The 20,384-nt window shown below is 33.0% G+C and carries 20 protein-coding genes, 1 tRNA gene and 1 other annotated feature; of the genes, 15 read left to right on the top strand and 6 right to left on the bottom strand.

Annotation, left to right across the window (positions count from 1 at the left end; translation table 11 throughout):
• Positions 1–9: 9 nt before the first annotated feature.
• The gene (locus AC0GLY_RS04295) at positions 10–1,341 is read left to right on the top strand and encodes a replication-associated recombination protein A (protein WP_496612250.1); all 1,332 of its coding nucleotides are present in this window, start codon (positions 10–12) and stop codon (positions 1,339–1,341) included.
• A 40-nt stretch (positions 1,342–1,381) separates the two neighbouring features.
• Here the strand turns inward: AC0GLY_RS04295 and AC0GLY_RS04290 are convergent, their stop codons facing one another.
• Together AC0GLY_RS04290 and AC0GLY_RS04285 are read right to left on the bottom strand one after the other, a co-directional pair.
• On the bottom strand, positions 1,382–1,489 hold the full coding sequence (locus AC0GLY_RS04290; protein WP_496610962.1) for a putative metal homeostasis protein: 108 nt from the start codon (positions 1,487–1,489) through the stop codon (positions 1,382–1,384).
• Positions 1,490–1,514: 25 nt separating this feature from the next.
• Complete coding sequence (locus tag AC0GLY_RS04285) at positions 1,515–1,700, bottom strand: type Z 30S ribosomal protein S14 (RefSeq protein WP_014081872.1); 186 nt, start codon at positions 1,698–1,700, stop codon at positions 1,515–1,517.
• Positions 1,701–1,895: 195 nt separating this feature from the next.
• Between AC0GLY_RS04285 and AC0GLY_RS04280 the strand changes: the two genes are divergently transcribed.
• Positions 1,896–2,882 (top strand): NlpC/P60 family protein, encoded by a 987-nt coding sequence (locus AC0GLY_RS04280; RefSeq protein WP_496610961.1) that lies wholly within the window; start codon positions 1,896–1,898, stop codon positions 2,880–2,882.
• Between the two features lie 59 nt (positions 2,883–2,941).
• Here the strand turns inward: AC0GLY_RS04280 and AC0GLY_RS04275 are convergent, their stop codons facing one another.
• The gene (locus AC0GLY_RS04275) at positions 2,942–3,271 is read right to left on the bottom strand and encodes a MazG nucleotide pyrophosphohydrolase domain-containing protein (protein ID WP_496610960.1); all 330 of its coding nucleotides are present in this window, start codon (positions 3,269–3,271) and stop codon (positions 2,942–2,944) included.
• Positions 3,272–3,323: 52 nt separating this feature from the next.
• Positions 3,324–4,265 (bottom strand): dihydroorotate oxidase, encoded by a 942-nt coding sequence (locus AC0GLY_RS04270; protein WP_496610959.1) that lies wholly within the window; start codon positions 4,263–4,265, stop codon positions 3,324–3,326.
• Between the two features lie 369 nt (positions 4,266–4,634).
• Here AC0GLY_RS04270 and AC0GLY_RS04265 point away from each other — a divergent pair, with 369 nt between their 5' ends.
• From AC0GLY_RS04265 to AC0GLY_RS04240, 6 genes are all read left to right on the top strand, one after another.
• Positions 4,635–5,579: an aspartate carbamoyltransferase catalytic subunit gene (locus tag AC0GLY_RS04265; RefSeq protein WP_496610958.1), complete on the top strand. Its 945-nt coding sequence runs from the start codon at positions 4,635–4,637 to the stop codon at positions 5,577–5,579.
• A gap of 3 nt (positions 5,580–5,582) precedes the next feature.
• Positions 5,583–6,857 (top strand): dihydroorotase, encoded by a 1,275-nt coding sequence (gene pyrC, locus AC0GLY_RS04260; RefSeq protein ID WP_496610957.1) that lies wholly within the window; start codon positions 5,583–5,585, stop codon positions 6,855–6,857.
• Between the two features lie 90 nt (positions 6,858–6,947).
• Positions 6,948–7,802, top strand: a complete 855-nt coding sequence (locus tag AC0GLY_RS04255; protein WP_496610956.1) for a DNA/RNA non-specific endonuclease — start codon at positions 6,948–6,950, stop codon at positions 7,800–7,802.
• Positions 7,803–7,848: 46 nt separating this feature from the next.
• Positions 7,849–8,075: a binding site (T-box leader), on the top strand.
• A 154-nt stretch (positions 8,076–8,229) separates the two neighbouring features.
• Positions 8,230–9,576 (top strand): branched-chain amino acid transport system II carrier protein, encoded by a 1,347-nt coding sequence (gene brnQ, locus AC0GLY_RS04250; protein WP_496610955.1) that lies wholly within the window; start codon positions 8,230–8,232, stop codon positions 9,574–9,576.
• Between the two features lie 99 nt (positions 9,577–9,675).
• A complete protein-coding gene (locus tag AC0GLY_RS04245; RefSeq protein ID WP_496610954.1) occupies positions 9,676–10,617 on the top strand; it encodes a DMT family transporter in 942 nt (313 codons plus the stop codon).
• Between the two features lie 108 nt (positions 10,618–10,725).
• A complete protein-coding gene (locus tag AC0GLY_RS04240; protein WP_496610953.1) occupies positions 10,726–11,262 on the top strand; it encodes a GNAT family N-acetyltransferase in 537 nt (178 codons plus the stop codon).
• A 201-nt stretch (positions 11,263–11,463) separates the two neighbouring features.
• Here AC0GLY_RS04240 and AC0GLY_RS04235 read toward each other — a convergent pair whose 3' ends face one another.
• Positions 11,464–12,507 (bottom strand): lactonase family protein, encoded by a 1,044-nt coding sequence (locus AC0GLY_RS04235; RefSeq protein WP_496612249.1) that lies wholly within the window; start codon positions 12,505–12,507, stop codon positions 11,464–11,466.
• 222 nt (positions 12,508–12,729) lie between these two features.
• Between AC0GLY_RS04235 and AC0GLY_RS04230 the strand changes: the two genes are divergently transcribed.
• The 3 genes from AC0GLY_RS04230 to AC0GLY_RS04220 all read left to right on the top strand — a co-directional run bounded on the left by AC0GLY_RS04230 (position 12,730) and on the right by AC0GLY_RS04220 (position 15,184).
• Positions 12,730–12,975 carry a hypothetical protein gene (locus AC0GLY_RS04230; RefSeq protein WP_496610952.1) on the top strand — a complete coding sequence of 82 codons (246 nt, stop codon included), beginning with the start codon at positions 12,730–12,732 and terminating at the stop codon, positions 12,973–12,975.
• 117 nt (positions 12,976–13,092) lie between these two features.
• Positions 13,093–13,554 carry a MarR family winged helix-turn-helix transcriptional regulator gene (locus AC0GLY_RS04225; RefSeq protein WP_496610951.1) on the top strand — a complete coding sequence of 154 codons (462 nt, stop codon included), beginning with the start codon at positions 13,093–13,095 and terminating at the stop codon, positions 13,552–13,554.
• Positions 13,555–13,657: 103 nt separating this feature from the next.
• Positions 13,658–15,184 (top strand): UDP-N-acetylmuramoyl-L-alanyl-D-glutamate--2,6-diaminopimelate ligase, encoded by a 1,527-nt coding sequence (locus AC0GLY_RS04220; protein ID WP_496610950.1) that lies wholly within the window; start codon positions 13,658–13,660, stop codon positions 15,182–15,184.
• 33 nt (positions 15,185–15,217) lie between these two features.
• Here the strand turns inward: AC0GLY_RS04220 and AC0GLY_RS04215 are convergent, their stop codons facing one another.
• A complete protein-coding gene (locus AC0GLY_RS04215) occupies positions 15,218–15,550 on the bottom strand; it encodes a DUF1516 family protein (protein ID WP_496610949.1) in 333 nt (110 codons plus the stop codon).
• A gap of 88 nt (positions 15,551–15,638) precedes the next feature.
• On the opposite strand from AC0GLY_RS04215, the gene AC0GLY_RS04210 reads away from it, so the two are divergent.
• The 4 genes from AC0GLY_RS04210 to AC0GLY_RS04195 all read left to right on the top strand — a co-directional run bounded on the left by AC0GLY_RS04210 (position 15,639) and on the right by AC0GLY_RS04195 (position 20,340).
• Positions 15,639–15,709 (top strand) — tRNA-Gly (locus tag AC0GLY_RS04210).
• Between the two features lie 222 nt (positions 15,710–15,931).
• Positions 15,932–17,623: an arginine--tRNA ligase gene (gene argS, locus AC0GLY_RS04205; protein WP_496610947.1), complete on the top strand. Its 1,692-nt coding sequence runs from the start codon at positions 15,932–15,934 to the stop codon at positions 17,621–17,623.
• A 168-nt stretch (positions 17,624–17,791) separates the two neighbouring features.
• Positions 17,792–19,939 (top strand): transglycosylase domain-containing protein, encoded by a 2,148-nt coding sequence (locus tag AC0GLY_RS04200; RefSeq protein WP_496610946.1) that lies wholly within the window; start codon positions 17,792–17,794, stop codon positions 19,937–19,939.
• Between the two features lie 53 nt (positions 19,940–19,992).
• A complete protein-coding gene (locus tag AC0GLY_RS04195) occupies positions 19,993–20,340 on the top strand; it encodes a YlbF family regulator (RefSeq protein WP_496610945.1) in 348 nt (115 codons plus the stop codon).
• Positions 20,341–20,384 lie beyond the last annotated feature (44 nt).

Here is a 20,384-nt window from a genome sequence, read left to right as displayed (position 1 = left end):
GTGAAAATGATGGAACAAAAATCATTATTTGAAAATCATGAAAATAACCAAGGAATTCCGTTAGCAAGTCGCGTTCGACCTACAACTTTAGATGAATTTATTGGACAGCAACAAATCATTGGAAAAGGAACCGTTCTCCGAAATTTAATTGAACACGATCAAATTGCTTCTCTAATTTTATGGGGACCACCTGGAACAGGTAAAACTACTTTAGCTCAAATTATTGCAAATGTAACTGATGCTAATTTTATAAGTGTTAGTGCTGTTGGAACCAGTATTACTAAAGTTCGTAAAATTATGCAAGAAGCAGCAGAAAATAAAAAAATCGGTTTAAAAACTATTGTTTTTGTTGATGAAATTCATCGATTTAATAAAGCTCAACAAGATGCATTTCTACCTTATGTAGAAAATGGAAGTATTATCTTAATTGGTGCAACAACCGAGAATCCATCTTTTGAAATTAATTCAGCTTTGTTATCACGAAGTAAAGTATTCGTTTTGAAGTCGCTAACTGCTACTGAAATTGTTGAATTATTAAAACAGGCAATTCATAGTCCAAAGGGGTATGGAGATTTAGAAGTTAAAATTAGTGATGAAAATTTAATGGCAATTGCTAAATTTGCAAATGGCGATGCTCGTTCAGCATTAAATACTTTAGAGATGGCCGTTGAAAACGGAAAACGAACTGGTAATGAAGTAGTGGTGACTTTAGAAAGCTTACAACAATTGATTACTCGTAAATCATTGCTGTATGATAAAACAGGTGAGGAACACTATAATATTATTTCAGCTGTCCATAAGTCATTGCGTAACAGTGACGTCAATTCAGCTATTTATTGGGTCACTCGGATGCTAGACGGGGGAGAAGATCCAATGTTTATCATGCGTCGTTTGGTTCGCTTTGCTAGTGAAGATGTTGGATTAGCTGACCCTCAAGCTATAAATATTTGTATAAATGCAACTGAAGCCGTCAAGTTAATTGGAATGCCAGATTGTGACGATGCTATCATTGAAGCGACGATTTATTTAGCGTTAGCACCGAAGTCAAATGCCGTTGATAAAGCAGCTCAAAAAGCAGCAGCAGATGTTAAAAAATATGGTAATTTACCAGTTCCTTTACAAATTAGAAATGCCCCAACTAAGCTAATGAAAAAGCTTAATTATGGAAAAGGCTATAAAATGGCGCAACGGGAAAAAGATAAATTAACTACCATGAAAACTAATCCACCTGAAATTACTGGAAAAGAATATTATGAGCCATCTGAACAAGGAAAAGAAAGTATTTTTAAACAACGACTTAATTATTTAAAGCAGTGGCACCAAGAACATGATCCAAAATAAAAACAGCTCGTCAAAATTAATGATGAACTGTTTTTTTGCTTTATTTGTTAGATTTATTTTTTTTAATTACACGTAATGCTCGACTTTTTGTCCGTTTATTAGGACTTTTAAGCATTCGGTAGGCAGTTGCTAATGTCATTTCTTTCATAATAATATCCTCCAGTGATTAAAGCTTACCAACTAGCTTTTTTCATACCAGGAATTTGACCTTTATGAGCTAATTGACGAAGACAAATTCGGCAAAGATGAAATTTTTGATAAACGGCACGTGGACGTCCACAGCGTTCACAACGAGTGTAGTTCTGTACTGCAAACTTTGCAGGATGTTTACTTTTTTCAACTAATGATTTTTTAGCCATGCGTTCCTCCTTTCTTAATAAAGTTCTCAATCTAATTGTATATCTATTGGTCAACAAAAGTCAAACAATTAAATTGCAGAAATGTTTCAATTTGGTTACACTTTAATTTTATTTAACGATTTATTAAATTCGAGTGTTACAATTAATTTATAATAAATTGATAATAAGCAAAGCTATATAAATGGAGATATGACTATGAATAAAGTACACTACAAGATGTTTAAAGCTGGTAAAAAATGGATGGTTGCAGGAATCGTTACAATGGCAATGAGTACTGGAGCTTTCTTTTTAACTTCAATCAATGCTAATGCTGATGTAATATCTAACGCATCTGGATATACAGGTACCCCATACGCTTATGGTGGAACTGACGGTAATGGAATTGATTGTTCTGCTTTAGTTCAAAATGCCTATGCTGCTGATGGGGTTTCTTTACCAAGAACTTCAGGAGAACAATATGGAGCCACAACTCAAATTTCAGCTGCTGATGCTCAACCTGGTGATTTAGTTTTCTTTGGTAATCAAGGTTCCGATCACGTTGGTATTTATTCTGGTAACGGAAACATGATTAATGCTGAAACTATTGATGGTGTTACATCGCGTCAAGTTTCTGTTATGGAAAGATACTTAGGTGCAGCCACCTATGGAAGAGTTAATGGTGCTAATCAATTTACAGCTGTTAATTCAAATGTAGCAGATACTACTCCATCAAATGATAATGCACAAACGACTGATACTGCTGCTCAAACCCCAAGTACAACCGCTGATAATCAAACAAATTCAAATCCAGTTAGTGATACAACTACACCAGATGCACCTGTAGCAAACGATGCTACACCAACCGATAACAATGTAACTCCAGCTTCAACTACAACAACAACAACTGACACTACACCAGTAGCTCAAACAGATGCTCCAGCAACAACTGAAGATACTGATGCTAACAAAGCAAACGCAGTTCAAAATGATAACATTGTTACTTTAGATAAAACAGCTCCTACTCCAGCACAAAGTACTGCTGATGCAAGTACTGTTGCCGTAGCTCCAGCAACAACTACTTCAGACAAAAAAGCTGCTTTACCTGCAACTGGTGAAGCTAATAACTCATTATTATCAATCATTGGTTTAGTTTTAACCAGCTTCGTTGCTATGTTTGGCATCAAATTTCGTAAAAACAACTAATCATTAAATATTTAGATAGAAAAAGACGAGCAATGCTCGTCTTTTTTTGTTGTGGCCCGTTATTCTGGCAAATTAAACCTTTTTTTAATTTTAGTTTCACTTTGATTAATTAAAACCTGTGGATCAATTTCGTATTTATCAGCAATAATCAAAATTTGGTCTAAACAGTCTGCTAATTCTTCTCGTAAATTATATTGTAATTCCTTGCCTGTCTTTTTTTCTTCCCCGGGATGATCTCTTCCAAGTTCAATACTGCGAACGGCCCGATTCAATTCCCCAACTTCTTCTGAAAGGAAATTTAAACGAATTAATGAAGAGTAATCATACCAATCGCGATGCTTGTAAAAGTTTACAATCCAAGTTTGATGTTCCACTAATGATCTTGTCATTGATATTCCTCCTAAATAAAAAGAACCAAGCTAGGTTCTTAGTTTAAATTAATTATCCTTGATATTCTTTTAATTTGCCACGAAAATCACTTAATTTTTGGTACCCCTTGGATTCCATAATTTCTTTCAATTCTTTATCTAATCGTTCAAATACTCTTGGACCTTCTTTAGCAAGAATTGTTCCAATCTCAACAATATCAGCTCCACAAAGGATTAATTCAAAGGCATCTTTTCCAGTTGTAACACCACCAGTTCCGATGATTTTAATTTCGGGATTTAACCGTTGTCGAAAAGCACGCACGTTAGCCAAAGCAACGGGTTTAATGTATGTTCCACCGATTCCACCAAAGCCACCTTTAGGTTTAATGACAACTGATTCTGTTTCTGCATCGACTACTAATCCGTTTCCTACACTGTTAATCGCATTAATATATGTTAAGGGATATTTATTTAGGATAGCAGCAACTGCATCATATTGTTGAAGATCGAAGTAGGGGGGAAGTTTTAGACCAAGTGGTTTTGTGAAAAATTCAAAAACGGCGGCTAAAGTATCTTCGATGGCATCATAATCATAACCAACTTGTGGTTTACCAATTACGTTAGGACAAGAAAGATTTAATTCAGTTAATCCATTAAAGTTACTAGCTTGGACCTTTTTTAAGGCTTTTAAATTATCAGCCATAGAAGTTCCAGAGATTGATAAATCAATTGGTTTATCAGTTCTAGTTTCTTCAATGTACTTAAGATAATAATCTAAGCCCTGATTAGGAAGTCCCATTGAGTTAATACTTCCTAGTTCGGTATCATAATAACGAGGAAGGGGGTTTCCTGGACGGGATGCTAAAGTAGCACTTTTAGTGGTTACACCGCCTGCATGTGATGCAAGAATTTCATCCATTTGGTCTGCGGTTTCATCATATACACCGGCGGCATTAATAAATGGGTGCTCATATTTTTCGTTTCCAATTGTTGCTGAATTTGAAATAGCTGACATTAGTAAACTCCTTTAGAATAGCAAAAACCACGATTACGACAAAGTTCAGAGAAAATCAGTAGTCGAAATCGTGGCTTTTAATTATAAATTATCGAGGACATCTTCTGGCTTCTCTGAACCAAATTAAGATTAATTTTCTTAATAATAATCAAGTTATTTTAAAATGTCAATCAAAAGTTATATTTGACTTTTGTTAGGAGATTAGATAAAGTTAGTACCAATAAAGAAAGAGTGCTTTAATTCGGTCCAGAGAGGTCGATAAGTTAACTTGGTAATGTTGAATTTAAACTAGACATGCTACGTTAATGGTAGCATGTCTTTTATTTATGTAGTTTTATTTTTAATAGATGGTTATCTAGGAGGCTAAATATGGCATTTGAATATCAACATGACTTAGTATCCGTGGCTGACATGAGTGAATCAGAGGTCTTACATAAAATTAAACTGGCCCAATTATTTAAAGCGGGAAAAAAAGTAACTTTAAAGCGACCAGTTTATGCAATGAACTTATTTTTTGAAAACAGTACTAGGACTCATACAAGTTTTGAAATGGCCGAACGTCAATTAGGAATAAATGTTTTACAATTTAATGCCAATACTAGTTCAGTAACCAAGGGAGAAACCTTAGAAGATACAGTTAAAACAATTCAAGCTATTGGAGTTGATTTAGCTGTAATTCGTCATTCAAAGAATGAATATTATAATGACTTATTAAAACAAGATTTAAAAATTAGCATTGCCAATGCTGGAGATGGAAGTGGGCAACATCCATCTCAATCTCTCTTAGATATGTTAACAATTTATGAAGAATTTGGGACGTTTAGAGGAATTAAAGTTGCAATTATTGGAGATTTAAATCACTCGCGGGTGGCTCGTTCCAATATGGAACTCTTAACGCGGTTAGGTGCTCAAGTTTCGTTTGCTGGACCAAATCAATGGTATAATAAAAAATTTGCAAGATATGGGAAACATTTGACGGTTGATGAAGTTGCCAAAAATTCGGATGTTGTGATGCTGCTTAGAGTTCAAAAAGAACGTTTAGGTAATGAACTGGCTAAGTTTGATGAAACAGCTTATCACCAACAATTTGGCTTAAGTAAAGCTCGTTACGCAACTATGAAGGATAAGGCAATTATTATGCATCCCGCTCCTGTAAATCGGGGAGTTGAGATTGATTCTGATTTAGTCGAAAGTGATAAATCAAGAATTTTTCGTCAAATGGAAAATGGTATGTATATGAGGATGGCAATTTTAACAGATATTTTGGTTGCTAAGGGAATTATCAATGAAGCCGATATTTTAGGGGTAGACTAAAAAATGAAAATTTTAATTAAAAACGCTGATCTCTTTCAGGATGGTAAATTACTACATAAGCAAGATTTATTAATGGAAAATGGCAAAATTGTGCAAATTGCACCTAATTTGACTGAGGAAGCAAATCAAATAATTGATGCCCAAGGTAAAACAATTTTACCGGGATTAGTTGATGTTCACGTGCACTTTAGGGATCCAGGACAAACCCAAAAAGAAACAATCGAATCTGGAAGTTTAGCTTCGGCACATGGTGGTTATACAACTGTTTGTGCGATGCCAAACGTAACGCCAGTTCCTAATACACCAGAGTTATTAAAAAAAATGATTTCTAATAATCAACGAAAGGGAGTTATTACAGTTAAACAATATGCTCCTGTGACTTATGAAGAAAGAACCAACCAGTTAGTTGATTTTGCTGTGATGCAAAAAGCTGGGGCAATTGGTTTTAGCAATGATGGTTTTGGAATTCAAACTGCAAAAACGATGTATGATGCCATGGTTGCAATCAAAAAAACAGGGCTACCATTGGCTGAACATGTTGAAGATCATGAATTAATGAATGGTGGCGTGATGAATGCTGGAGCAGCAGCAAACCGACTTGGGATGAAAGGGGCATTAGATATAGCGGAAACGAGTCAACTCGCTCGCGATCTTGAATTGGCACGTGTGACGGGAGTTCATTATCATGTTTGTCATGTATCTAAAGCGCGAAGTGTTGAACTAATTAGAAGAGCTAAAGCTGATGGCATAAGGGTAACAGCTGAAGTTTCGCCTCATCATTTATTACTTGATGATTCGATGATTAAAGCTGATAATCCAATGTTTAAAATGAATCCACCATTGCGTGACAAAAAAGATTGTAAGGCATTATTAGATGGCCTTTTGGATGGAACTATTGATATGATTGCAACTGATCATGCCCCCCATACCGATGAAGATAAAGGGAAATCATTTTCTCAATCTGCGTTTGGAATTACGGGAATTGAAACTGCATTTCCGTTATTATATACTCAGTTAGTTAACACTGGAAAAATTACTTTATCACAACTTATTAAGTGGATGAGTACGAATCCAACTAATGTTTTTAATCTTAAGAATGACAACCAAGTTAAAGTTGGAAATCTAGCTAATTTTGCTATCTGGGACTTAATTAATTCACGACAAATTAATAAAACCGAAATGTGTTCAAAAGGAAAGAATACACCCTTTATTGGTAACCAAGTAAATGCTGAAAATAAACTGACATTTTGCAAAGGTAAAGTTGTCTTTGAAGCATAAATCAAAAAAGTCTGAAAACAGGCTTTTTTATTTTGGGTTTTATTGCTAAAATAGAAACATGTGTTCGCATAAATTAGAGGAGTGTTCTAAATGAAAATTATAAAACGTATTACAACAACTATTCTAGTTGTAATGATTACGTTAGTTGGAACTGTTACAAATAGCGAAGCAGCCGTTAATCCAAAACAAACGGGTACTTATACAGAGTTAGCGAGTGAAAATTATCAATCTGGATCAGAGGCTTATGATATTTTAAACAATGATCAACCGGAAACAATTCAAGGTAGCGATTATCGACAAAATAAAATTGATTATTCAAACTTAGATCAATTAAATCGAGCTGGGACAGCAACCGCTTATTTGACTAGAAATAACTTAGGAAAGTCAAGCGGACGTGCTTCACAGGTATTTAGGCCAACCGGATGGAATAATCAAGCTAAAAAAGTTAATGGCGAACGAGTTTTTCCTGTTAATCGGGGGCATTTAATCGCATATACTTGTACTTTCAATTTGAATAGTGATGGTAATTATGAAAAGGGAGCAAAGGGATCAATCGATAATCCTAAAAACTTAATTACCCAATCTGCTTTTTCTAATCAAAAAGTAATGCAAATTACTGAAGAAATGGTGCGAAAAGCTTTAGAACAAAATAAAAAGGTTATTTATCAAGTAACCCCCATTTACCAAAACATGGATTTGATGGCAAAAGGAGTTTGGGTTGAGGCTACAAGTACAGATGGAACTATGCACTTTAATCGATATCTATACAATGTTCAACCGGGAATTTCTTTTAATTATGCTTCTGGTAGATCGATTGTGGATACCTCAATGTCAGTTCCTACTCCTGCAAATTATTCCAATTATCATCCTAAAAAATTCAAAAAATGGCATACAGCTTACTATCATAAAAATTATCACGTAAAAAAACATTTTGAATTTAAATAAAAGATTGACATGTTTTCGTTTATCATTTAAAGTAATAAGCAATAAAGAAAAAACGAAGCGTAGAAGAGTAATTTAAAAACCTGTTTAAGCGAGTTTCCAGTTGGTGCAAAGGGAATAATAGTTTTTAAATGAAAGTAATCTATAAGTTGCAAAGGCGATTTAGAGTTTTTGCTGGACGTGCCCATTAACGCACTTAAGTATAAAAATTATACTTTTTGAGCCGATTAATTTAATCGGGAAATTAGGTGGTAACACGTGTAAAACGTCCTTGGTTTGTAGCCAAGGACGTTTTTTATATCATTGGAAAAGTAATTTTTAGACTTAGTGAGTTAATATTTGTGAAAATATTAAGAATAAAGGTGGTACCGCGCACAGTCGTCCTTAGCTAATTAGCTAAGGATTTTTTATTTTAAAGGAGTGTTTAACTATGAATAAACAAAATGGAATAGGTAGAAAACAGTATTTAATTTTAGCTTCATTATTGTTTGGTTTATTTTTTGGAGCCGGTAATTTAATTTTTCCAATTCATTTAGGTCAATTATCAGGGCCAAATTGGTTGACGGCCACCATTGGATTTATTTTATCAGCAATTTGTTTACCGTTATTTTCAATTTTGGCTTTAAGTATTACTAAAAGCAAAAGTATGTATGATTTGGCCGCGCCTGCTGGTAAGGTGTTTGCAATTATGTTTTTGGTATTGACTCATGCATCCTTGGGACTTTTAATTGCATCACCTAGAACAGCTACCGTTACTTATGCCATGGGAGTACAACCATTTATTTCTAAAAGCTTTAATGGACCGGCATTATTGATGTTTTCGTTTATTTTTTTTACAGTAGCTTTACTATTAGCCTTTAACGAACAAAGTGTAACTCGAAATGTTGGTAAGATTTTAAATCCAGTTTTTATTATTTTAATGATTTTTCTCTTTTTTGTAGCTTTTTGTTTATATGGTGACATTCGTGGATTACCTCTACTACCTCAATCAGGTCATGGCACGACATCTTTTGTGAGTGGCTTTCTTGAAGGTTATAATACAATGGATGCTTTAGCTGGATTGGGCTTTGGAGTTACAATTATTACAGCAATTGAAGTGTTTGAAAAACGAACTAAGCAAAAATCTTTTGCAATTGCCAAAGTAGGTAGCTTGACCATGGGATTTGAGGCTTTAATTTATGCTTTTTTGATTGCTTTAGGAGCTGGGAGTCTTAATTTTACTAAAGTATCAGCAGATGGTGGAACAGCTTTTACTGAAATTATGAAACACTACACTGGAATGGCTGGGGCTTCCATCTTAGCAGCTTTGACTTTACTAGCTTGCTTGACTACGGCCATTGGGCTTTTAACTTCCTTATCCCAGGACTTAAGCAAACGTTTCCCTAAGCTGGGATATCGCAAAATTTTAACTGTTGCAACCATAATTTCTTTTGCAATTGCAAATTTTGGATTAGAAAAAATTATTATTTATTCTGCGCCTATGCTTAGCTTTCTCTATCCCTTAGCAATTTCTTTGATTTTATTAGGAATGTTATCACCAATTTTAGGTATTAAACCAATGATTTACAAAACAACCATTGGAATTGTTATGATTCCTTCAATTTTAGATTTAATTCATAATTTGCCACCAGAAATTCTTGGTATTAAGCTATTTGCTTTGATTAACGAATTAAGCATGAAATTTATTCCAATGTTTAAGATTGGCTTGGACTTTTTACCATTTATGACAATTGGTTTAATTTTAGGAATTGTTTTAGAAAAGGTAAGTAATAATTAAAAAAGAACCTTATATGTTACTAAACCTTACATGAAAACTTGTTGTTATGATAATTGAGCTATATATTGATTACAACAGAGTAGAGGGGGAAGTAATTATATGGCTTCAACAAAGAAAATGAGTAGACCGATGAAAGGGATGCTTCTGGCAATTTTTGCGTCATCATCGTGGGGGTTTTCTGGAACATTACAACAGTTTGTTTCACAAGAAAATGAAATTCCTGCTGGTTGGTTTTTATCAGCACGAACTACTTTTACTGGAATTATTTTATTATGTTTGTGTGCGATTTTTTATAAAGGTCGAATTTTTTATGTTTTTAAAAGTTGGCGTTCAATTGCATGGCTAGTTGCATATGGATTATTTGGTTTAGCTGCTAACATGGGAAGTTTTTATATTGCTATTCAACAAGGTGGTGCAAATGGTGCCAGTACTGCAACCATTTTACAATATCTTGCCCCATTATTTATTGTAATTGGAGCCTTGATTTTTCAACACAAGTTACCAAATAAAATAGATTTATTAGTGTTTATAATTGCTTTAGCAGGGGTTTTTCTTTCTGTGACAAAGGGTAATTTAAGCGAACTATCAATTCCAATGATTTCGTTAGTAATGGGAATTATTTCTGGAATTACTGCGGCCGGATATGTGGTCTTACCTAAAGAAATCGGTAAAAATAATCCACCTTTAATTATTTTGGCGTGGGGAACTTTAATTGCAAGTATTACTTTTAACTTAAATCAACCAGTTTGGACGGGTGTTCCTCATTTAACTACAGGAGGAATTCTAGGAATTGCTGGAATCATTTTTTTTGGAACTATTATTACGTTTCCGACCATAATTTATGCAACTCGGTTTGCAACTTCCGCATCAATCAGTTTAATTGATGCAATTCAACCAGTGATTACTTTTGTAATTAGTATTTTTTGGTTTCATGCTAGTCTAAATATAGTTGAGTTGATTGGAGCGGCTTTGATTATTATTGCCATCTACATTTTGCAATATAGTCAAAGAAATCGTAATTTGGAAGAGTTACCTAACTAAATTATTGTTAATTAAAAAACATCACTTTCGTAGTGATGTTTTTGTTGTTTGCTAATACTTTAAAAGGTGTACACTGTTTAAAATTCAAAGGTGGAAGGTGTGATCATTGTGAGTGAAATTATTGTAGATGATAATTTAGTTTTAAAGATTCCCAACGTAACAAATGATGTTGATAAAATTTATTCATTGGTCTCTAATTCTAGAAGGACCCTTGCAAAATGGCTACCTTGGGCATTAACAGAAACAAAGGAAATTCAAAAACGTTTTTTAGAACAAAATATTGTTAATTTTAAGGCAAAAAGATCGGTTTGCTTTGGAATTTATTATAAAAATAAATATGTGGGTTTAATTAGTTTTAATACCATTGATTATAAATTACAACAAGCAGAAATTGGATACTGGTTAGCAAATGAATTTGTTGGTTATGGTATTATGCATTCAGCTTTACTTGCATTGACTAGATATGGATTTACTAAATTTAAATTAAAAAAAGTTCTCTTAAAAGTTGCTGTAGATAACAATCGTAGTAATCAAGTAGCAAAAAATGCAGGATTTAATTTGAATCGAGTGATTAAAAATGGTTTGGAATTAAATGATGGGTTTCATGATGAAAATGAATGGATACTATTGAACTGCAATAATTAAAAATTTCTTATTGCGTTGAGATAAAAAAACGCAGAAAAATATTTAAAATTTGAAGTAATTTTTGAAAACAAAAAAGGATTCACTCCGATTTAATATCGGCATAAATCCTTAAACGTTTAATTTCAATAAGGCATCTCATAAACTCGCAATACCTTTTTTTAAATTGGTTAAACAAAAATAAGATAAATATTTTTAACTTGACTAAACACGGCGCATAACACAGGTACCCTCTGGAACTTCAAAGTCCTTTTGAATCACTTTCAATTTTCCTGTGTCTGCGTTCCGTTCATAAAGGGTAGCATTATCACTGTTTTGATTAACTACAATCAACATTGATTGATCAGCATTAAAATTAAAGTCGCGAGGGAATTCACCTTCTGTAGAAATTAATTGAATTTTTTGAAGATTACCATCTTCAAGAATTTTGAATACTACGATTGAATCGTTACCTCGATTGGAAATATAAACAAATTGATTATCAGCTGAAATTTTGATTGCTGCTGCACCATTGTGTGATGTCCAATTGCTAGGAATAGTGGATTGACTTTGAGATAAAGTTAATTTAGCAGTTTTGGGATCATAATCAAGAACGGAAACCATACTACTTAATTCACCAACTAAATATCCCTTATTGGTTGTAGGATTAAACTCAATATTTCGTGGTCCAAATCCAGGAATTGTATTAAACTCACTTACTTCTGTAAGTTTGCCGTTATCATTTATATCATAAATATTAACTTTATCAGTTCCTAAATCACAAACAACGAGACGATTATCAGGAGTCAAATTAGCATAGTGGGGATGTGCTCCATCAGCTTGCTCTGGTTTAGGTCCAACTTCGCCAATACTTTGGACCCGATCAGCGATTTTTAAAGTTCCATCAGGTTGAATTTTATAAACCGATACATAACCCATGTGATAGTTAGCAGTGTAAACTAACTGGCGTTCTTGATCGATTGAAACGTAAGCATCGGAAGTTCCAGTTTCAATATTTTCTTCAAGTAGTTTTGCAGGAAGTTGGTTCATATCAAATACTGCAACTCCACCACGCAAATCAGGATTATCCATATTACGATCAACTGCATATAACATATGACTTTCTGATTCTGCTAAGTACGTTGGACTTTCAATTTTAGCAACTAAATGAGCGTTTTGTAATTGTTTTTTTTCATTATCAAGTTCAATTTGATAAACACCGTCACTTTTATTAATTGTATATGTTCCAATTAAAAATTTTTCAATCATCATCTTAACCCTCTTCATTCTATATGAATACGTTTTCATTATGCTGGATTTTGTTAATATTTGCAATTAGAATGACTTTAAAATTTATTATTTTAGACTTTTTAAACCTAATATAACTAAGCAGCTAACAAAAATATTTATTGAAATAAAGACATTTCTAATTTAATTTCAAGTTTTGCATGATATAATGAAACTAATACAACTATGGAGGATTTAATTAATATGAAAGAATTTACAACTGATGGTGCAAAATTAGAAAAGAAATTAGAAGAGGTTTTAAAGGATCCCCGCGTTCAAGAAGAATTACTAAATTCAGCTGGTCATAAAGATAATACTAGTGTTGAGCATGAATTAATGAATTTTGCAAAAAATGAAACTAAAAAAACTGATATGTACAAAGTCGAATTAAAACAAGGTCATTTTGATATTTATAATGAAACTTCACATAGTCGCGTATTTTTCGAATAATCATTAAAAGTCCTGTCAAAAAGATAGGACTTTTTAAATATAAGTAATTGTTAAATTATAGATTTTGATATATAACTTAGTTATACTTAATTAACTATTAATTGGAGCATATATTTTATGGAAAAAAGTAGAAAAATTGATGGTGAACTTTGTTTTGGCATCTACAATGCAAACAAAAAATTTAATCGGTTTTATCAGCATGTTTTGGCAAATTATGGATTAACATACCCACAATATGCAGTTATGCTTGTCCTTTGGAGTCATGCACCCATCACGGTGCGAGAATTAGGATCATATGTAGATCTTGATAGTGGAACGCTAACACCTTTATTAAAACGTCTTCAAAAAAATGGTTGGGTAACTAAATCACGCTCTACAAAAGACGAACGAGTAGTTAACATTAATGTTACTGAGTATGCTAAAAAAATGGAAAAAGAAATCTATTCCCACGTTAATCATTGTTTTGAAATTTTAGGATTGACGAGGGAACAAATTGACGCAGCATTAAAAGTAGTTAATGTAATCAGTAATCAATTAGATAATGTTGACATCGAAAAGATAACTGATGTCGATTTATAAATAGACTAATCCTTTGATTGGTCTATTTTTGTTTTTAGAGTTAACTTTTGCTAGAATGAGAATAATGGGATAAAAATAAATAATTAAAAATGGGGTAAAAAAATTGTCCTTAAATATTGACGAAGTTAAGACTATTTTATTGGAACATAATTTATTAAAAGATCAACATATCACTAAACACACGAGTTTTGATTATGTAAGTTACGATTCAAGGGATATTAAAAAGCAAACCTTATTTTTTTGTAAAGGAAACTTTAAGCCAGAATTTTTAACAAGTGCTAAGCATGCTGGCGCGACTGGTATAATTGCAGAACATCATCTAGTTGAAAGCGAAGGGATGACAGAGTTTATTGTTTCTGATATTCAAAAAGCTATGTCAATTTTATCTGCCGCTTTTTTTAATTTTCCTCAGGATCAATTGCAAATAATTGCAATTACAGGAACAAAAGGGAAAACTACATCAGCTTATTTTATCTATGATGCAATTAAGCAAGCAACTAATGAAAAAACGGCACTTTTTTCAACGGTTAATACGATTTTAAGCCCTAATCAAGTTTTCAAATCAGAATTAACCACCCCTGAATCGTTAGATTTATTTAAAAATATGCGAACTGCTGTTGATAATGGAATGAAATACCTGGTTATGGAAGTTTCTTCACAAGCTTATCTTAAAAATCGAGTTTATGGCTTAAAATTTGAGGTTGGATCATTCTTGAATATTTCACCAGATCATGTTGGAGAAAATGAACATCCAACTTTTGCAAATTATCTTCATTGCAAAGAGCAATTACTAGTTAACTCTCATCAAGTTATTTTGAATGCTGAGACAGCTGAATTTAAAGATGTTTATTATGCTGCAAAAGCAACCACAGATCCAGAAAACATCTATCTATTTGCTAGAAATGGGAGCAAGGTTACTTTACCTGTTGATTTGGATTTTGTTTTTGAAAGTCATGAGGATACTTTAAATGATAGCAAAATCACATTGATGGCACTTAGTGATAAAGCTGTTTCTCTGGGTGTAGCAGGCGAATATACAGTGGGAATTCCTGGAGATTACAATGAGTCTAATGCAACTGATGCAATTATTTCAGCTGGGTTAATTGGATTTAAGCAGTCTCAATTGTTTGAGGGAATTAAAAATACTAGTATTCCTGGGAGAATGGAAATGTATCAGAGCCATAATCATGGGGTAGTTTACGTTGATTATGCGCATAATTATGCTAGTACAAAAGCCTTATTAAATTTTTTAAAACGTCAAAGTCCAAAGGGAAAAGTTTCCGTAGTAGTTGGAAGTCCAGGAAACAAAGGAATTGATCGTCGTGAAGGTTTTGGAAAAGCTTTAAGTGAAGAAGCAGATGTAGCTTATTTAACCATGGATGATCCGGCTTTTGAAGATCCAATGAAAATTGCTCAGGAAATTGATTCTCATATCAATCATGATGACGTACAAGTTATTTTTGAAATGAATCGGGAAAAAGCAATTAAACTAGCAATTGCAAATAGTAAACCACAAGATATTACAGTTGTATTGGGGAAAGGACAAGATCCATACCAAAAAATTAATGGGATTGATACCCCTTACTTAACTGATTCACGAGTTGTCCAAGATTTATTGACCGAATTATAATTAAAAACACACGTCATAAAGACGTGTGTTTTTTTAAATTAAGAACAAGCATAATATTGAAGTTACGATGCTAATAATTGTAATCCAAATCAAATATGGTTTAAAGTTACCTTGGATTTTACGCTGATACGAAATATCAATAAATGAAATAGCTAAGACGGTTGCTAAGAAGCTCGAAATATCGATTATAGGATTAGTTTTAAAGTTTCGGATAATTAGGATAATGTCACCGATTAAAACTAATATGTATATAATTCTGGTATAGAGCATAATTTTTATAATTGTTTTATCTTGTTTGACATACATGCCAATTAAAAAAGGAACAATTAAGAGTGTCCATAAAAACATCATTATTTTAACTAGCATAACAAGCCTCCTTTTCTTAATTGATTATACCATCACATTTTATATTTTAATGACAATATATAACAATGATGATATAATAAATGCATACGCGGGCGTAGTTTAGTGGTAAAATTTAAGCTTCCCAAGCTTACGTCGCGGGTTCGATTCCCGTCGCCCGCTTTTAACAGATGCCAATGATAAAAGAATAGTAGTTTAATTGATTTTTACAGCGAGTCTAGGTTAGTGTGAGCTAGGTAAAATCATTAAATGAATTCGTGCTTTTTAGGCTTTTAAATTAATAATCAAAGTGGGTATTATCCAACTAGAGTGGTACCGCGGGGGTATATCTCGTCTCTTACATTTTTAATGTAGGAGTCTTTTTATTTATAAGGAGTGATTGACATGGATTACAAACAAATTGTAGCGGATGCTGTCTCAGATGTAGTAGATGGCAAAGTTTCGACTAATGATATTTATGCAAAAATTGAAAAACCTAAAACATCAGTAAATGGTGATCTTTCTTTTCCAGCTTTTGTTTTGTCAAAAGAATTACACAAATCACCTCAAGTGATTGCACAAGAAATCGTAAATAAAATCAATGGGGAAGCTTTTGAAAAAGTAGTTGCTGCTGGTCCATATGTCAACTTTTTCCTTGATAAGGGCCAAGTAAGTAAACAAGTAATTGATACGGTTTTAACAGAAAAAGAACATTTTGGTGATAATCATCAAGGTGAAAATCAAGTTGTGACAATTGACATGTCTTCACCTAATATTGCTAAACCAATGTCAATGGGACATTTGCGGTCAACTGTGATTGGTAACTCAATTGCAAAAATTCTCAGTAAAAATGGTTACAAGCCAATTAAAGATAATCATTTAGGTGATTGGGGAACTCAATTTGGTAAATTAATTACGGCTTACCTTAAATGGGGAAGTGAAGAAGACGTTAAAAAGGATCCAATTCACTACTTGGTACAATATTATATTCGTTTTCATAAAGAGGATGAAATTCATCCTGAGTATGATGAAGAAGCCCGGGAATGGTTTAAAAAACTTGAAGACGGTGATCCAGAAGCGGTTCGTTTATGGAAATGGTTCCGTGAAGTTTCTTTAGAGGCATTTAACCAAACCTACCAAAAACTTGGTGTTGATTTTGATACTTACAATGGTGAGTCATTTTACAATGATAAATTACAAGCTGTTGTGGATACTCTTAAGAAAAATGGGTTACTTGAAAAGTCTCAGGGGGCTTCAGTAGTTGATTTAAGTGACGAAAATCTTAATCCAGCTTTGATTTTAAAAACTGATGGTGCTTCATTATATGTAACTCGTGATATTGCAACTGCGATTTATCGAGATGAAACTTATCATCCTGTCATGAATCTTTATGTCGTTGGGTCAGAACAAACTTACTATTTCAAACAACTTAAGGCTGTATTAAAGAAAATGGGGTTAGACTCTGCTTCAGGATTGCATCACATTCCATTTGGTCTAATTACAGTTAATGGTAAAAAACTATCAACTAGACATGGTAATATTATCTTGCTTAACGAGGTTTTAGACGAATCGATTAAAATGGCTAAGCAACAAATTGTTGAGAAGAATCCAGACTTAAAAGATAAGGACCAAGTTGCTGAAGAAGTTGGAGTGGGTGCCATTGTCTTTGGTGATCTAAAAAACTCTAGAATTGACAGTATTGACTTTAATTTACAAGAACAATTGAAGTTTGAAGGTGAAACCGGTCCTTATGTACAATATGCTCATGCTCGGGCTGAAAGTATTCTTCGTAAAGCTAAATCTGATTATTTTAATTCAGAAAATCATTCATTAACCGATGATGATGCATGGGAAGTAATTAAGTTACTTGAAACATTTCCCGAAATCGTTAAACGAGCTAATACTGAATTTGAACCTTCAGTAGTTGCAAAATACTCATTAAGATTAGCAAAGGCTTTTAATAAGTATTATGCACACACTAAAATTTTGACAAAAAATGATGAATTAAATGCTCGATTAGCTTTGGTTAAAAGTGTTTCAATTGTCCTTAAAGAATCATTAAGATTGTTGGGAGTTAAGGCCCCAAATGAAATGTAATTAAAGTTTAAAATAAATATGTATTTAGAAGCTTATAATACTTGCGAAATTAATCGTGAATGTTATAAGTTTTTTAGTAATTAATCTATGATGATAACACATTTCTTGAAAAATTTTTAAATTCTTTATGATAAAATGGGGTAAGTTTAATCCTAGGAGAAATAGACAATGGATAAGGAAAAAGTCATCAATTCCATAAAACATTCCTTAAATGTTTTATGGAATTTTATAAAAAAATACTGGTTAATTTTATGGAACTTTTTAAAAAAATACTGGAAAAGATATCAAATTACCAAATGGATAATTGTAACTGCTCTGTTTTTAATGCTTATCTCTTCAATTTACTTAACCATTATTGCAAAAACATCGCATGTTAAAAATTTACAATCTAATTTATCAAGATCAACGGTAATTTATGATCAAAATCATAAAAAAGCTGGTAAATTATATGCTCAGAAGGGAACTTACGTATCTAGTGATAATATTTCACCAAATATTAGTGATGCAATTATCGCTACTGAAGATCGTAACTTTTATCGTGAACATGGATTTTCAGTTAAGGGTTATGCTCGGGCAATTTTGCTTGCAGTGAAAAATAAGATTTTACATGACAATCAGATTAGTAGCGGGGGAAGTACCATTTCACAACAACTTGCTAAAAACACTTTTTTATCACAGCAACAAACCTTGTCACGAAAGTTTAAGGAATTATTTATTTCAATTGAAATTGAAAATATTTATTCAAAAAAACAAATTATTACGATGTATATGAATAATGCTTATTTTGGAAATGGAGTTTATGGCGTGCAAGATGCTTCTCGAAAGTATTTTGGGATGGATGCAAAAGATTTACCCGTTCAAGATGCGGCGACTTTAGCAGGAATGCTTCAAAATCCTAACAATAATCCAATTGATCACCCTGAGGCTGCTAAGGCACGAAGAAATGTAGTTTTAGGAATCATGGGGGAAACTGGTAAAATACCTGAAAATCAAGTTAAATTATATCAAAATAAGCCTTTGGAAGTTCATGATGATTTAGATGATCAAAATGGGTACAAGTATCCTTATTATTTTGATGCTGTAATTGATGAAGCAATTAATGAATATGGTTTATCTGAAAAACAAATTATGAATGATGGTTATAAAATTTATACGACTTTAAATCAACAACAACAACAAAGCTTCCAAAATGAATTCAAAGATAATTCCTTGTTTCCTAGTAATGCTGCAGATGGTCAGAAGGTTCAAGCTGCTTCAATTGCAGTTAATCCCAAAAATGGTGGGGTTCAGGCAGTTGTTGGCGGACGAGGAGACACCGTTTTTCGGGGGTACAATCGAGCAACTGATATGCGTCGTCAACCGGGATCAGCTCTAAAGCCAATTTCAGTTTATACACCGGCATTAGAAAATGGGTTTTCATATGATTCTATGTTAAATGATAAATTACAAGCATATGGCAAGAATCATTATACCCCACAAAATTTTTCACAAAACTATTCTGGTAAAGTTCCTATGTACAAAGCAATTGCAGAAAGTTTAAATGCACCAGCAGTTTGGACATTGAATCAAATTGGTGTAGATAAAGGTTATGATTCTGTACAAAGTTTTGGGTTACCTGTGACCAAAAAAGATAAAAACCTTTCATTAGCATTAGGAGGGTTAACAACCGGAGTATCTCCACAACAAATGGCTAGTGCTTACACAACTTTTGCTAATCAAGGTAAATTATCACAACCATTTTATATTACTAAAATTGTGGATTCGACTGGTAAAACAGTTGTTTCACATGATACAAATACTTCCCAAATTATTTCCGCAGACACCGCTAGAGAAATGACTAGTATGCTGATTGATGTCTTTAAACCTGGTGGAACTAGTGCAAGTGGTAAGCCAAGTGGATATGAAGTAGCTGGAAAAACAGGTACGACAGAAGATGACACCAGTACCGATAATCGTGCAGTTCGTGATTGGTGGGTAATTGGATATACTCCGGATGTAGTAGTAGCTAGTTGGGAAGGTTTTGATAATGCAAATGCCGACACACACTTAGAAATTTCTAACGGAGGAAATAGCATTAATACGTTATTCAAGAATCAAATGGAAGATATTTTGCCATATACTAATCAAACCCAATTTAAAGTTAAAGATGCTGCTACTAGATATCAACAGAAAAAACAAGAAACTTTCTTTGGAGACGGTGATTCAGGTAATCGGACGGTCAGTGGAATTAAAAACCAAATTGGGAAAGTTTCACAAAAAGCATCAGATGTAGCTCATAATTTAGTTAATGATGTTAAGAGCTTTTTAGGTCAGTAATGTAATAATTGTGTTATGATATAGGTATATTAATTATGAGGAGATTTTTGATTATGTCAGATAATAAAATTATGGAACAAGCACAAAAAATGCAAGATGCAGTATTGAAATCAGAAGAATACACAAACTTAAAGAATGCTATGGATGCTTTAAAAGCTGAAAAAGATTCTTACAAAGTATTCACTGACTTTCAAGCTAGCCAAAATGATTTAAGACAAAAACAAATGTCAGGTCAAGAAATTACACCAGACGATATGAAAGCTGCACGTGAACTTGCTGACAAAATGAACGAACTTCCTGCAATCAAAGTTTTGATGGAACGTGAAAAAGCTATGGGTAAGTTAATTGATGATGCTAACATGGTTATTACTGAACCATTACGTAAATTATACCAAGCTTAATTTTTAGTAATTAGAGAAGCACTTTTTAGTGCTTCTTTTTTTAT

This window comes from Fructilactobacillus sp. YLN 2507 (genome assembly GCF_059614085.1).
The sequence above is the reverse complement of the archived record's forward strand: the minus strand, read 5'-3'. Positions and strand labels throughout refer to the sequence as shown.